Source organism: Rhizobium sp. 3T7, assembly GCF_020166565.1.
In the GTDB taxonomy this organism is placed as follows: Bacteria; Pseudomonadota; Alphaproteobacteria; order Rhizobiales; family Rhizobiaceae; genus Rhizobium.
Window position 1 is genome coordinate 44,792 of sequence record NZ_JAIQXS010000008.1, and the last position, 13,902, is coordinate 58,693.

At 61.5% G+C, this 13,902-nt stretch carries 16 protein-coding genes; 9 read left to right on the forward strand and 7 right to left on the reverse strand.

Going from position 1 to position 13,902, the window contains the following annotated elements; genetic code table 11:
• Nucleotides 1-32 precede the first annotated feature (32 nt).
• Entirely contained in the window at nt 33-1,193 is a 1,161-nt protein-coding gene (locus K9B32_RS13635; RefSeq protein ID WP_224562939.1) for an aminotransferase, read from the reverse strand.
• A gap of 91 nt (nt 1,194-1,284) precedes the next feature.
• Complete coding sequence (locus K9B32_RS13640) at nt 1,285-1,959, reverse strand: Crp/Fnr family transcriptional regulator (RefSeq protein WP_224562942.1); 675 nt, start codon at nt 1,957-1,959, stop codon at nt 1,285-1,287.
• A gap of 260 nt (nt 1,960-2,219) precedes the next feature.
• Here K9B32_RS13640 and K9B32_RS13645 point away from each other — a divergent pair, with 260 nt between their 5' ends.
• The 6 genes from K9B32_RS13645 to cydX all read left to right on the forward strand — a co-directional run bounded on the left by K9B32_RS13645 (nt 2,220) and on the right by cydX (nt 9,120).
• Nucleotides 2,220-2,798, forward strand: a complete 579-nt coding sequence (locus K9B32_RS13645) for a GbsR/MarR family transcriptional regulator (RefSeq protein WP_224562945.1) — start codon at nt 2,220-2,222, stop codon at nt 2,796-2,798.
• Nucleotides 2,799-2,802: 4 nt separating this feature from the next.
• Entirely contained in the window at nt 2,803-4,497 is a 1,695-nt protein-coding gene (gene cydD, locus K9B32_RS13650) for a thiol reductant ABC exporter subunit CydD (RefSeq protein WP_224562948.1), read from the forward strand.
• Entirely contained in the window at nt 4,494-6,182 is a 1,689-nt protein-coding gene (gene cydC, locus K9B32_RS13655) for a thiol reductant ABC exporter subunit CydC (protein ID WP_224562951.1), read from the forward strand. Before cydD ends, cydC begins: the two co-directional genes overlap by 4 nt.
• Nucleotides 6,183-6,255: 73 nt before the next feature.
• Entirely contained in the window at nt 6,256-7,836 is a 1,581-nt protein-coding gene (locus K9B32_RS13660) for a cytochrome ubiquinol oxidase subunit I (RefSeq protein WP_224562954.1), read from the forward strand.
• Between the two features lie 6 nt (nt 7,837-7,842).
• On the forward strand, nt 7,843-8,997 hold the full coding sequence (cydB, locus tag K9B32_RS13665; protein ID WP_224562957.1) for a cytochrome d ubiquinol oxidase subunit II: 1,155 nt from the start codon (nt 7,843-7,845) through the stop codon (nt 8,995-8,997).
• Nucleotides 8,998-9,009: 12 nt separating this feature from the next.
• Nucleotides 9,010-9,120, forward strand: coding sequence for a cytochrome bd-I oxidase subunit CydX (gene cydX, locus K9B32_RS13670; protein WP_224562960.1), 111 nt, complete (start codon nt 9,010-9,012; stop codon nt 9,118-9,120).
• Nucleotides 9,121-9,205: 85 nt separating this feature from the next.
• On the opposite strand, the gene K9B32_RS13675 is transcribed toward cydX, so the two are convergent.
• Nucleotides 9,206-9,694, reverse strand: a complete 489-nt coding sequence (locus tag K9B32_RS13675; protein ID WP_224562962.1) for a GAF domain-containing protein — start codon at nt 9,692-9,694, stop codon at nt 9,206-9,208.
• Nucleotides 9,695-10,072: 378 nt separating this feature from the next.
• Between K9B32_RS13675 and K9B32_RS13680 the strand changes: the two genes are divergently transcribed.
• The 3 genes from K9B32_RS13680 to K9B32_RS13690 all read left to right on the forward strand — a co-directional run bounded on the left by K9B32_RS13680 (nt 10,073) and on the right by K9B32_RS13690 (nt 11,980).
• Entirely contained in the window at nt 10,073-10,333 is a 261-nt protein-coding gene (locus K9B32_RS13680) for a hypothetical protein (protein WP_224562964.1), read from the forward strand.
• Nucleotides 10,334-10,397: 64 nt separating this feature from the next.
• On the forward strand, nt 10,398-10,883 hold the full coding sequence (locus K9B32_RS13685) for an NUDIX domain-containing protein (RefSeq protein WP_224562966.1): 486 nt from the start codon (nt 10,398-10,400) through the stop codon (nt 10,881-10,883).
• Nucleotides 10,884-10,999: 116 nt separating this feature from the next.
• Nucleotides 11,000-11,980, forward strand: coding sequence for a DMT family transporter (locus tag K9B32_RS13690; RefSeq protein WP_224562967.1), 981 nt, complete (start codon nt 11,000-11,002; stop codon nt 11,978-11,980).
• A gap of 84 nt (nt 11,981-12,064) precedes the next feature.
• Here K9B32_RS13690 and K9B32_RS13695 read toward each other — a convergent pair whose 3' ends face one another.
• The 4 genes from K9B32_RS13695 to K9B32_RS13710 all read right to left on the reverse strand — a co-directional run bounded on the left by K9B32_RS13695 (nt 12,065) and on the right by K9B32_RS13710 (nt 13,847).
• A complete protein-coding gene (locus K9B32_RS13695) occupies nt 12,065-12,415 on the reverse strand; it encodes a hypothetical protein (protein ID WP_224562968.1) in 351 nt (116 codons plus the stop codon).
• A gap of 170 nt (nt 12,416-12,585) precedes the next feature.
• A complete protein-coding gene (locus K9B32_RS13700) occupies nt 12,586-12,888 on the reverse strand; it encodes a hypothetical protein (RefSeq protein ID WP_224562969.1) in 303 nt (100 codons plus the stop codon).
• A gap of 102 nt (nt 12,889-12,990) precedes the next feature.
• Nucleotides 12,991-13,413 (reverse strand): secondary thiamine-phosphate synthase enzyme YjbQ, encoded by a 423-nt coding sequence (locus K9B32_RS13705; RefSeq protein WP_224562970.1) that lies wholly within the window; start codon nt 13,411-13,413, stop codon nt 12,991-12,993.
• 80 nt (nt 13,414-13,493) lie between these two features.
• A complete protein-coding gene (locus K9B32_RS13710; protein ID WP_007790135.1) occupies nt 13,494-13,847 on the reverse strand; it encodes a DUF1428 domain-containing protein in 354 nt (117 codons plus the stop codon).
• Nucleotides 13,848-13,902: the final 55 nt, after the last annotated feature.

Here is a 13,902-nt window from a genome sequence, read left to right on the forward strand (position 1 = left end):
GGCCCGCTCATGCGGGCCTTTGTCACTCGAAATTACCGCAGGCGATCTGCGAGCAGGCCGATCGAAGCCGCATCGGCATTGGCGAAAGCGAGCCGGAGATAGTGCTCCTGCCCTTCCCCGAAATAGCTTCCCGGCAGGCAAACGACGCCCACTTCCTTCGCCAGACGCTCTGCGACAGCGGTTGAGCTGAGATCCTCGAAGGGATGGCGGATAAACGCGAAATAGGCGCCGACCGCGCCGATCTCCCAGCCTGGCAGTCCCGACATCACCGCCCGCAAGGCATCGGCACGGCGCGCGATCTCCAGGCGGTTCCCCGCCCGCCAATCCGCAAGGATCGGCATCGCCTTGGCAACGGCGACCTGCGCGGCGCGCGGCGCGCAAATCTGCATGTTGTCCATGACCTTGGTGATCTCGGTGACGACGTTGACGCCAGCCGTAATCGCTCCAAGACGATGGCCGGGAATGCAGAAGGACTTCGAGAAGCTATAGAGCAGGATCAGCGTGTCTTCCCAGCCCGGGATCGTCAGCAGCGGATGCGGAGCGCCGTAGCCCTTAGGAAGGAAGTCGCGGTAGGTCTCGTCGACGATCAGCCATGCCCCATGCTTGCGGCAGAGCGTGAACAGCTCAAGCAGCAATTCAGGCGGATAGATCGCCCCCGTCGGATTGTTCGGCGTCACGACCGCCAGCACCTTGGCGCCGCCGACCAGGGCCCTTTTTGCCGATTGAACCTCGGGCAGGAAGCCATTTTCCGCGTCGCAATCGACCAGAACACGCTTGATGCCGAGCATCGACAGCGTCGTCTCTTGATTGAAATAGAACGGATTGGTCAGCGCCACCGTATCGCCGGCGCCGGCAAGCGCGATTGCCGCTGACATGAAGGCTTGGTTGCAGCCCGCGGTGATATGAATGTTGGCGGCGCAAACCTGCGCCCCATAGACATCAGACATATGCTGGGCATAGACGTCTCTCAGCACGCCCTCACCCTCGATCGGACCATAGCCCGCAGTCTTTGGCGAAGATGCCGCTTCGCCAAGCAACCGCAGCATTTCGGGATGGGCTGGATAGCCGGGCACCGCCTGCGAAAGATCGACCAGCGACCCCTTGGCGCCCTTGTATTCGCGAGCCCAGGCAAGAACCGAGGGAATGGGTGGCGGAGACAGGCGGGAAACAAGCGGATTGGCAAAGGCAGACATGCAGATCTCTTATCGAACGAGGTGAACCGTCACTCCTGCACGGAATGGGCCTGCTCGGCAACATGCATTCAAGAATGTCGCACAGGGATCTTCAGGAGCCGCAGCAGGCCTTGAGTTTCGATAACTTCGCCACCTTGATATGTCTGTTGGCGATAATCGAGATCACGCCATCGGCTTTCAGTTTCGACATCTGGCGGGAGACCGTCTCGATCGTCAGCCCCAGGAAATCGGCAATGTCGGCCCGCGACAGCGGCAGGTCGAATTGGCGCTTTTCCCCGACAGCCTCGGGATCGAGATGGGTCGCGATCAGAAACAGAAAACTTGCGACCTTCTCCGCCGCCGTCTTACGCCCGAGTGTTACCATCCAGTCCCGCGCTTCGTCCAGCTCGCGCAGCGTCTGTGCCGTGAGGCGCCCAGCAAGCGCAGGGTTGTTTTTGACCATGCGCTCCAGCGCAGCCTTCGGAATGCGACAGATATTGACGTCAGAAGCCGCCTCCACCGACACGGCATTCTCATTCGCATTCAGCCTGCCGAGAAGATCAGGCGCGAACTGCAAGCCGACGATCTGCTGGCGCCCGTCCTCCAGCGTCTTCGTAAGCTTCACGACGCCGCGGATCACCGTGGCATAGGATTCGGCCGGCATCTTCTCGCCGGCCAACTCATCGCCGGCTTCATGATTGACCAGGCGGGTATGCGCGGAAAGGGCCAGCAACTCGTCGGCGCTGAGTGCGCCGCACATGCCCTTGTGGCGAACCTCACAGCTCATGCAACGTACTGGTATGTTTGAATTATGTATGTCTTTGCGCATCAAATTAGCTCCGTGCAAAAACATAGACCACGGCCACCGATTGAGAACAGCGTTTTCTTGATTGAAATCAAAGTGTCGTCATCCGGGGCGAGCTGCGGCGGCTTTTTGTGGCCGCGACACCAAATTGCCGCAGCCCTCATTTGCCAATTGCCCGTGGAGCCGACCCAGTTATAGTGATTTCAGAAATTTCTGAAATCACAGACATAACGGAAATCGAGATGAACCTTCCGCCGCTTGTTCAATCCTTCGTCCTGCACTTCGGTGAAATGGGCTCGCGCTGGGGCATCAACCGCACTGTCGGCCAGATCTACGCCCTGCTCTACGTGTCGCCATCGCCGCTCTGCGCCGAGGAGATCACCGACGCTCTTGGCATTTCCCGCTCGAACGTCTCGATGAGCCTACGCGAACTGCAGACCTGGAACCTCGTTCTGCTCAAACACAAGCCGGATGACCGGCGCGACTTCTTCACCACACCCGATGACGTCTGGCAGATCCTGCGGACGCTGGCGGAAGAGCGCAAGAAGCGCGAGGTCGACCCCACTCTCTCGGTGCTCCGCGAAATCCTGATGCAGCGGCCGGCAAGCGAAGCAGAACGCCACGCGCAAGAACGTATGAGCGAGATGCACGCGCTGATCGAACAGCTAACGCATTGGTATGAGGACGTAAAACAACTTGAAACCGAACGGCTTGCGACGTTACTCTCCTTAGGTGCGAAAGTGACGAAGCTGTTGGAGGCCAAGGACCGAGTCGTTTCGCTCGGCCGCAGCCGCCGGCCCAATCCTGCGAACAAGAGTTAGCGCTATGGGGAGTGCTTGCTTAGACGCAAAAGGAAAGCAGGCTTTCGGCAAGCCGGGAAAAGCTGTGCCCGGACATGGTGGCTTGCGAAAGGCAGCTGCCGTCCAGACCCTGGCATCGCTCACATGGATACCGCAGGCGGCAATTCTCGCCACCGCAGTCGGTCGCATCGCAAACGGCGGCGGCTTCAACGACGTCTTGTGGTTTGCCGTCTATATCGCGCTGCTTGGCATAGCGAAAAGCTGTCTCGAGGCGGTTGGCGGCCGCATGGCATTTCACGCAGCCCGCGCCGAACTGACGGCCCGGCGTGAACTGGCCGTCACAGCCCTTGCCCGGCGCTCGCCGATCGACAGCACGAAGGCAAGTTCGGGCGAGGCCGCAAGCGTTATCGGCGAACAGGCCGAGATGATCGTTCCCTACCTCTCGCGTTTTCAGCCGGCCCGCTTCAAGGCAAGTGCCGTACCGCTCGTCATCCTTGCCTGCGTCTTCCCGATTTCCTGGATTGCCGCTCTCATTCTCCTTTTCGCCATGCCGTTGATCCCCGTCTTCATGGCATTGATCGGCTGGCGCGCGCAGGTTGCAAGCGAGAAGCAGCTGGCAGCAACCGGCGGCCTCAACGGCTTCCTCCTAGACCGCCTGCGTGGGATGGCGACCATCCGTTCACTCGACGCCGTCGATGCGACCGCAACGAGGTTGAGAGCCGACGCCGGCTCGCTGAAGGCTCGCACCATGGCTGTGCTGAAGATTGCCTTCCTGTCGTCGGCCGCCCTCGAGCTCTTCGCGGCCTTGGGCGTCGCGCTGGTCGCCGTCTATATCGGCTTTTCCCTGCTCGGAGAAATTCGCTTCGGCGCCTGGACAGGCGGCCTCGATCTGACGACCGGCCTCTTCGTGCTGCTGCTTGCGCCGGCTTTCTTCGAGCCGCTGCGCGAACTCTCGGCCGTCTGGCATGACCGCGCCGCCGGCCAAGCTGCGATCAAGGCGATCGATGCGCTGAATGCGGATGGCCTGATGCTGCCCGTTGCGAGCGATGCATCCAAGGCCGAAACAGCGCTTTGCGCCATCCGAGTGGAGAATGTCAGCTTCCGTTATGGCAAGAACAGCAACACCGCCATCGACGAGTTCAATCTGCGCATCCGTCCCGGCGAGCACGTTGCCCTGCTCGGTGCCAGCGGCTCGGGAAAATCCACCCTCCTCGCACTGATCGCCGGCCACGCGACCTGCCAAACCGGCAGCGTCACCATCGACGAACAGCCGGCCAATCCTACCCTTCATGCCAAGGTCGCCTGGGTCGGCCAGAAGCCGCATATGTTTGCGGGCACCATCGCAGGCAACATTTCGCTCGGTCGGCCGGACGTTTCCACGCGGGCCGTGACAGAAGCACTCGATCTTGCCAAGCTCAGCCGCTTTGCCCGCAACCACGCTCGACGTCCGCTCGGCGATGGTGGCATGGGAGTTTCCGGCGGCGAAGCGCTGCGCCTCGCCATCGCCCGCGCCGCCTGCAATCGGGAAGCCTGCATCGTACTTGCGGACGAGCCGACCGCGCACCTCGATGCTGACACCGCAAGCGAGATCACCGAGAGCCTGCTTGCCCTTGCCAAGGGCCGCACGCTTGTCGTTGCAACCCATGATCCGCGGCTTGCCGCGCGCATGGACCGGACCGTCGTGTTCGATCCCGAAACTGCACGCGAGGCAGCCGAATGAGCGCATCGCTTTTTAACCTCAAGCCAATCGTCAAGCTCTTCCTGGCCGAACGCCGCCGGGGCTTGCTCCTCGGGGCAGCGCTCTCCGCGACCACGGTATCCGCAGGAATTGCTTTGCTCGGCCTCTCGGGCTGGTTCATTACCGCAACCGGCATCGCCGGACTTTCGGCAGCAACGATTGCCACCTTCGACGTCTTCATGCCGTCGGCCGGCATTCGCCTGCTTGCGCTCGGCCGGACCGCCTCGCGCTACGGCGAGCGGCTGACGACCCATGACGCGACGCTCAGCGTACTCGCCGCTTTGCGCGAGCGCCTGTTCCGCGGATGGGCCATGCCCGGTGCCGCACGGGAGCTTGCTCGCCGGCCCGCACGCCTGCTTTTCCGCCTAACGGGCGACATCGATGCGCTCGATTCCCTCTATCTGCGCGTGCTGGTTCCAGCCGGCGTTGCGGTCGCTGCGGCGATTGCCGCAAGCGTAGCGCTTGTGCTGATGCATCCGCTCTTCGCACTGGCCGTCGCCATCGTGCTGCTTGCCGCCGGTCTCGGCATTCCCTTCGTCGCCGGACGCCGGGCAATGAAGCATGCCCGCCGCCGCGCCCACGGCATCGAGGCCGTTCGCGCCCGCACCATTGATCTCGTCGCCGGCCAGACCGACTTGCTGATGGCCGGACGCCTCGACGCGCAGCGTGCGGCGATCGCAGATGCCGATCACTATGCCGCCGGCGCCGACGACCGCCTGAACCGCATCGAAGCCGGTGTCACATTCGGGTTCGGGCTCACGTCAACCGCCCTACTTAGCGGTTCGCTACTGGCTGCTGCAGCCCTGGCCGGAGCAGGCACGATCAGCCCGCCGGTCGCCGCGCTTGGCGTGCTGATTGCCTTCGCCGCGGTCGAGCCCTTCGGCGCCCTGCGCCGCGGTGCGATGGAGCTCGGCCGAACCTTGCTCGCCGCCCGCCGCATCGCGCCGCGCTTGTCGGCCAATGAAGGCGCGCACCGCAATGCTTTATCGGCTCCCGGCGTGGCATTTCGCCTGAGCGAAGTGACCGCGGGATATGACGCGGAAATGCCTGTGCTACGCGACATTAACCTCGATCTGATGGCCGGCGAAAAGCTCGCTCTAATCGGCGCAAGTGGCGCCGGAAAATCGACCCTGCTTTCGCTCCTGGCAACTGAAATGTGGGCCACTCACGGATCCATCGAATGTCTCAACGCCACGCTGTTGACCCAACGCACGGAGCTTTTCCGGGACAGCCTCCGCTGCAACCTCCAACTGGCACGACCTGACGCCGACGACGAAGTGCTGTGTGAAGCACTCGCCGCCGCAGGCCTCCTCCACGATATCGTCGTTCTACCGCGCGGCCTCGACACGCCGCTTGGCGAAGGCGGCATGGGACTCTCGGGCGGTCAATCGCGCCGCCTCGCCCTCGCCCGGCTCTTCCTGCACGACGCGCCGCTCTGGCTGCTGGACGAGCCGACGGAAGGCCTCGATGGCGCAACCGCGCGCGACGTCATGATTCGTCTGGCGCAAAAGGCGGAGGGACGCTCGCTCGTCATCGCCACGCATATCCGTCGGGAGGCCGCGATCGCGGACATCATCGCGGTCATGGACGACGGGCGCATCACAGAAGTTTCACGCCGTGGAGAGGCGGCGTTCGAAAAGGCTTTGAACCGGCTGAGACCGGACTGAACCACACACGACCGCCAGGCAATCCGGTTTGGCGGAAACCCTTCGTACCCCGTGGGATCGTTGGAGAAAGACAATGGAACTAGACATCGTCGCGCTATCGCGCTTCCAATTTGCGCTGACTGCGCTTTACCACTTTTTATTCGTGCCTTTGACGCTCGGGCTCTCCGTGCTGCTTGCCATCATGGAAACCGTCTACGTCATGACGGGGCGCCAGGTCTGGCGGCAGATGACGAAGTTCTGGGGCGTACTCTTCGGCATCAACTTTGCGATCGGCGTCGCCACCGGCATTGTCATGGAGTTCCAGTTCGGCATGAACTGGAGCTACTACAGCTACTACGTCGGCGATATCTTCGGCGCCCCGCTGGCGATCGAGGGTCTCATGGCCTTCTTCCTTGAGGCAACCTTCGTCGGCCTGTTCTTCTTCGGATGGGACAAGCTTTCGAAGGTCGGTCACCTCGTGGCGACATGGTGCGTGGCGCTCGGCTCCAACTTCTCGGCGCTCTGGATCCTCGTTGCCAACGGCTGGATGCAGAACCCGGTCGGCTCGGCGCTCAATCCGCAGACAATGCGCATGGAAATCACCAGTTTCTTCGACGTGGTCTTCAACCCCGTCGCCCAGGCGAAGTTCGTCCATACCGTCTCAGCCGGTTATGTCTGTGCGTCGATCTTCGTGCTCGGCGTCTCGGCCTGGTACCTGCTGAAGGGCCGGCACCTCGAAGTCGCCAAACGTTCAATGACGGTGGCGGCATCGTTCGGTCTGGCATCAGCGCTTTCGGTCGTCGTCCTCGGTGACGAAAGCGGCTACCTCGCCACCGAAAACCAGAAGATGAAGCTCGCCGCCATCGAAGCGATGTGGGAGACCGAACCGGCACCCGCCGCCTTCACCGCCTTCGGCTTCCCGGATCAGGAAGCGCGCGAGACGCACTTCGCCGTCCATATCCCGTGGGTCATGGGTCTGATCGGCACCCGTTCGCTGACGACGGAGATACCCGGTATCGACAAGCTCGAGCAGCAGGCGGAAGCCCGCATCCGCGACGGCATCAAGGCCTATGACGCGCTGATGCAGATCCGCGCTGCAGCAACGCCGGACGGTATCGCGCCTCAGGTCCGCACCTCGTTCGAGGAACTGGGACACCAGCTCGGCTACGCTCTTCTTCTGAAGCGCTACGTTGACGATCCGCGCCAGGCGACTGAGGCGCAGATCGCCCAGGCCGCACATGATACCATTCCGCATGTGCCGACCCTCTTCTGGTCGTTCCGCATCATGGTCGGGCTCGGCATGTTCTTCATCGTCCTGACGGCGACCTTCTTTTGGCTATCGGCACGACGGCACCTGGATAAGTACCCACTCCTGCTGAAGATCGCCGTTTTCGCGATCCCGCTTCCCTGGATTGCCATCGAAGCAGGCTGGATCGTTGCCGAAATCGGCCGTCAGCCGTGGGTTATCGAAGGCGTTCTGCCGACGGCAATGGCGGTGTCGAGCCTCGGCGCAAGCACGGTTCTGCTGACCATCGTCGGCTTTGCTGCGCTCTACACCACGCTCATCATCGTCGAGATGACGCTTATGATCAGAGCCATCCAGAAGGGACCGGAGCCGGACGACGAGCCGGACGCAGAGCTTATTTCCGAAACCCTCGTTCCCGCCGCGGAGTGACCCGTCATGATCCTGCACGAACTCATAGACTACGAAATCCTGCGCTTGATCTGGTGGCTGCTACTCGGCGTACTCCTGATCGGCTTTGCCGTCACGGATGGCTTCGACCTCGGCGTCGGCACGTTGTTGCCTTTCGTCGCCAAGACCGATACGGAGCGCCGCGTCGCCATCAACACGATCGGCCCTGTCTGGGAAGGAAACCAGGTGTGGCTGATCGTTGGCGGGGCCGCTACTTTCGCCGCCTGGCCGCCGCTTTATGCGGTGTCGTTCTCGGGCTTCTACCTCGCGATGTTCGCGATCCTGTTCGCGCTCATCCTGCGCCCGGTCGGCTTCAAGTACCGCTCGAAGCGCGAGAGCGCCCGCTGGCGCAACAACTGGGACTGGGCGCTGTTCGTCGGCGGTTTCGTACCGTCGCTGATCTTCGGCGTCGCCGTTGGCAACGTGCTGCAAGGCGTGCCGTTCCGCTTCGACCCGGCTGACATGCGCATCTTCTACGAGGGCTCGTTCTTTGGCCTTCTCAACCCTTACGCTCTGCTTTGTGGCCTGCTCTCGGTCGCCATGTTCGTCATGCACGGCGCTTCCTGGCTCGTCCTGAAAGCAAGCGGCCCGGTCGCCGAGCGGGCCAGAAGCTATGGCAGCCGCGCCGCGCTTGCCGTCATCATCCTTTTCGCGCTCGGTGGCCTCTTCCTGGCGCTCGCAGTGAACGGCTACAGCATCACCAGCGAGATCAACCCGGCCGGCCCGTCGAACCCTCTGCTCAAGACGGCCACCCACGATGGCTCCTGGCTGGCGAACTATGGCACCTACTCGTGGATGCTGATTGCGCCGATCCTCGGCTTCCTCGGAGCAGCAGCCGCCTTCCTCGCCCTCCGGGCAAAATGGGAAGTCTCGACCCTGCTCTTCAGCAAGCTCTCGATCTTCGGCATCATCTCGACCGTCGGTCTCTCGATGTTCCCGTTCATCCTGCCCTCCTCGCTCGACCCGAGGTCGAGCCTGACGGTATGGGATGCCTCGTCGAGCCACACGACGCTGTTCGTCATGCTGGTCGTGTCGCTGATTTTCCTGCCGATAATCGTCGCCTACACCGCCTGGGTTTACAAAGTCCTCTGGGGCAAGGTCGACGAGAAGACGGTCACCGACAAGAGCGGCCACGCCTACTGAAGGAGAAAGACGATGTGGTATTTCGCATGGATCCTCGGCCTGCCTCTGGCCGCCGCCTTCGCCGTCCTCAACGCGATGTGGTATGAGTTGATGGACGACGAGGCCAAGAAGCCAAAGCAGTAGCGCTTAGCTCTCATTGAAAACAACGAAGGGACGCGCTTCCTAGAAGCGTGTCCCTTTGCTTTGAGCGATACCGAGCCGCAGAGGCTCAGTAGCTCGCCTCGACGAAAATCCGGGCCAGAGCTTCGACGCCGGCCTGATCCTCGGCGTCGAAGCGCGACGCGGTCGGGCTGTCCAGATCGATGACGCCAAGAATTTTACCATCGTGATGAAGCGGTACCACGAGTTCCGAACGCGACGCGGCGTCACAGGCGATATGCCCGGGAAACGTATGTACGTCCTCGACAAGGATCGAAGCCCCCTGTTCCACAGCCGTCCCGCAAACACCGCGGCCGACCGCAATGCGCACACATGCCGCCCTCCCCTGGAACGGTCCCAGAACCAGCTCGCTATCCGACTTGAGGAAGTAGAAGCCTGCCCAGTTCAGATCCGGCATCATTTCGAACATCAGAGCCGCCGTATTCGCGGCATTGGCGATCGTATCGCTTTCACCGTGCAGCAGGCCCTTCAGCTGCTGGCAAAGCTCCGCGTAGAAATCAACCTTGCTGGCGGAATTTATGGTCGCGGTTTGAAACATATCCGTTGTCGCTTCTGTTTGCGTGGTGAGCGTCGATATAGGGGCATGCATCCCGATTGCCAAACGCAATCGTTATGCGCAGGATGAACCATCATGTCACTAGATGGTGATAGTTATCAGCAGCCATCTTGTCGGTCGATGATCCGACTCTATCTAGTGCCCTGTCGCGACCTGTTGCGGATCGCGACCTAAGTCGGCCGGCAGCTGCGGTTTGCGCGCACGGCGATATCGGGCGACGGTCAGGTAAAACGCCTGCCGCCCCTCATTGTTAGAGCATTCGACGAGCGGAGCAGCTATTTCGGCAGAGCTGCGCAAGAAGTCATGAAACCGCTTCGGCTGGGCAGATAGATCCATTGATTTCAAGCAGAGGTAAGGACAATGACACCGGAAGACAGACGGGCGGTTTTCAGCCACCGCCAGATAGCGGCAATTATTGAAGGCATCACGCAGGAAGACGGCACCGAAGAGCCGATCACGGGAAAATCGCTTGGCGAGGCGATCCTCTTCGTATCGGAAGAAGCGGCGACCAGCGCATCCAGCGCCCATGTCATTTACGGCGACAACGGCTCGCTTAGCTACACCGATTGCCTGAGCGTTTACCGCGACTACGGCGTGGCTCTTCGCCAGACCCGTAATTAAAACAGCACACTGGGCGCGAACCGCGCCCAGTGCTCTTTCCCGTAAGCAGAAGGATGCAGTCGATATGGCGAAGCGAAGTGCAGGCCTGCTGATTTACCGCCTCCACGATGGTGGCTACGAGGTTCTCCTGGTTCATCCGGGGGGACCATACTGGGCGAAGAAGGACATCGGCGCCTGGTCGATCCCCAAGGGCCTCGTCGACGAGGACGAAGATGAACTTGATGCGGCAAGACGTGAAGCCCGCGAAGAACTGGGCATCGACGTCGAAGGAAGCTTTCATCATCTCGGGGAATACAAGCAACCCGGTGGCAAGATCGTTGTTGCCTGGGCCGTCGAGGCCGACATCGATCTGGAAGCAACTGCCAGCAATCGCTTCCGGATGGAGTGGCCGCCGCGCTCCGGCGTGATGGTGGAATTTCCCGAAGTGGATCGAGCCGAATGGTTCACGCTGGCGGATGCGGAGCGAAAGATCCTGAAAGGTCAGCACCCCCTGCTCGTGGATTTCCTTCGACGGCGCTCGCAAAGTCCCCTGGAGGCATATGCGAGCTGATAGATGATGACAGCCGGGCTTGCGATTGTGCATGGCAGCTATTCGCAATCGGCTCTCGCGTTGCCGTCGGCGGTCCGTAAGAGTTCAAAGACTCTCCTCCGGACGATTCTAAATCCATGACAGCCCATTCTTCGCCGCTGCGCGGTGTTCTCGTCGCGTTTGGCGCCTATGCCGTATTTGCCTTCAGCGATGCATCGATCAAGATATTGCATGGCGGCGTGCCCGCCTATCAGATCGCCTTCATCGGCGCGCTGTTCGGCTGCGCCGCGCTGCCCTTCATCAAAGGCAGAGATGATACCTGGCGCGATGTCGTCAGAAGCACGAACCGCACCCTTTGGCTGCTGCGGTTCGGCTGCGGCGCAATCGGAGCAATCGCTTCGATCATCACATTCACGAAGCTGCCGATGGCTGAGGCCTTCTGCCTGCTGTTCCTTCTGCCGTCGTTCGTGACCATTCTGTCCGTCATCTTTCTCGGGGAAGACGTACGCTGGCAGCGCTGGGCCGCCGTCATCGTCGGCTTCATCGGCGTTCTGGTCGTGCTCCGTCCGGGCTTCCGCGAATTGTCGGTGGGTCATCTTGCGGCGGCGATCGGCGGCCTGGCTGCAGCAATCTCGATCGTCATCATGCGAAAGATGGGTCCGGCCGAAAAGCGCCTGTCGCTGTACGGCGCAGCCCTGCTTGGCACACTCGCCGTCAGTGGCATCCTGATGCTGTCGGAGATGGTCGTTCCAACCCCGCGCCAGTGGTTGTTCATCGCAAGCTATGGCCTGCTTGGCGCGGCCGGTAACGTGCTGCTGATGACGGCCGCCCGGCTGGCACCGGCAAATCTGGTCGCCCCTCCGCAGTACAGCCAGATGCTGTGGGCGATCGCATTCGGATATCTGATCTTCGACGACACCATCGACCTTCCGATGGCTGCCGGCATCGTTCTCATTATCTGCTCGGGCTTGCTGACGCTGGCGCGTGAAAAGAAGCGTGGCACGCCGCTGCCGCGAGCCGTCGTTTCGGCCGACAGCCAGGCGCCGCTTGCAACATCGAGCGAGGAGGCCAGCGATGTGGAGCAACCAGCTCGATCGGCCGCGCACGCGATCCCCTAAACGCTAAAAAACCGCCTTTGCCGGAACCGAATGACGTTGGCAAAGGCGGTCTTCTATTTTTTCAGAGTCTGGTGATCGGGACCGTTAGCGGCGCAGGACCGGGCAGCCGCGGATATTGCCGAAGCTGATTTCATCGGCGCCACGGCGCGTCCAGCCCTCGACGATCACGCGGCGAGGCGTGACGTCGACCACGCGGGCACGACGAAAGCCGTAGTCGCGCGCGATATCTTCTGCGAGCCGCGGGTCACAGCCACGCGCACGCGGCCGCGGGCGATCATAGTCAGGCGGTGGCGGGCGATAGTAGCTGGGAGGCGGTGGCGGGCGACCACTGCCAATGTAGACGTCTACCTGAGCGGATGCCGGTGCAGCTGCCCCGGCAACAGTGCCGGCGGCGAGCAGCGTCGCAAGCCCCGCCTTGGCCAGAAATTGCATCATCGAAAGTTCTCCATCGGGGTGCGGCAGAGCCCTTCCCCATTCGATACACTCTTACCGGCAAGGTCAGGTCCAACCTTTCCGGATCTGCGCATTCATATGCGATTCGCACAAAGCAGGGCGAAAATGGCGCGGCCAAGGCAAGCTGACGGCGCCATTGTGGATGACGCCAATCAGCGGCGGATCAAGGGGCAGCCGCCAACGTTGGCGAACACCATCCGGTCCCAGCCCCAATAGTTGCGGCCGGAAACGACCACACGCCGCGGCGTGACGTTCGTGACGCGCGCGTAGCGCAGACCTGTCCAACGTGCCTTCTGGACAGCTTGCACCGGCGAGCAGGCATAGACGGGACGGTATTGGACATCGACAGCTGGTGCACGTCCCCATTGCGAAGCCGAGGCGGTCGGTGCCCCGAACGGGTTCGATGCCAATGCGATAAGGGCGGCAAACGAAACCTTGGCGATGAAATGGGTCATGACACTACTCTCTGAACGGTTGCTTATATCTCCCACCCGGGATTGTGGTGACCATAACCCTCTGAAAATGAATGATCTTCGAACCGGCCGTTCAGTTCCGGTTCAGCCGCTCAGATGCAGCACGATCTCGCGCCGATGCGGCCGGTCGCGGTGTTCGAACAGGTAAATCCCCTGCCACTTGCCGAGCGCGAGGCGCCCGCCGACAACCGGAATGCCGATGGAAACCTGCGTCAACGCAGCCTTGATATGCGCCGGCATATCGTCCGGTCCTTCGGTGGTATGAACAATCCAGCGCATCGAGGGGTCGGAAGCAGGAGGCACCAGTCGGCGAAAGAACGCATCGAGATCGGTGCGGACGTCCGGGTCGGCATTTTCTTGAATGAGCAGTGAGCATGAGGTGTGGCGCACGAAAACGGTCAGCAGGCCCTCGGCCGCGCCATCGGCGCGAACAAAGGACGCTGCCTCGGCTGTAAATTCGTATAGGCCCTGGCCTGTGGTGGAAATACTGATGATCTTCTGGGCCATGGCTACGATTCCGCTTACGTCTCTTTTACGAGACGTGGCGTTGAGCTGCCCTCATGTCAATGCGGCTTGCGCACCGCTGCTCAAAGCTGCAGAAAGGGAACGAACCCACCAAAGATCATCCGCTTGCCATCGAAGATCGACTTCCACGCGTCCCCTTGAAGACGAGGGTCCGCCATCACTTTCGTCATAATGTCATCGCGCTCCTGGCGTGAGCCATAAACGATCCAGGAAAAAACCACGACTTCGTCGTCCGCCGCCTGCACAGCGCGCGGAAACGAGGTCAGTTCCCCATACGGCACGTCGTCGGCGATGCATTCCACAAACTCTTTCGCGCCGTAGGACTTCCATACTGCGCCGGTCGTGGCGGAAAAGGCCTTGTACGCCTCAATGTTCTTCTGCGGCACAGCCACGACGAACCCATCGACATAGGACATGTTTTTCTCCCTTTTGCGTTGTTGCAAGTCCAAGGACGAACGGAGTTGGCTTGGA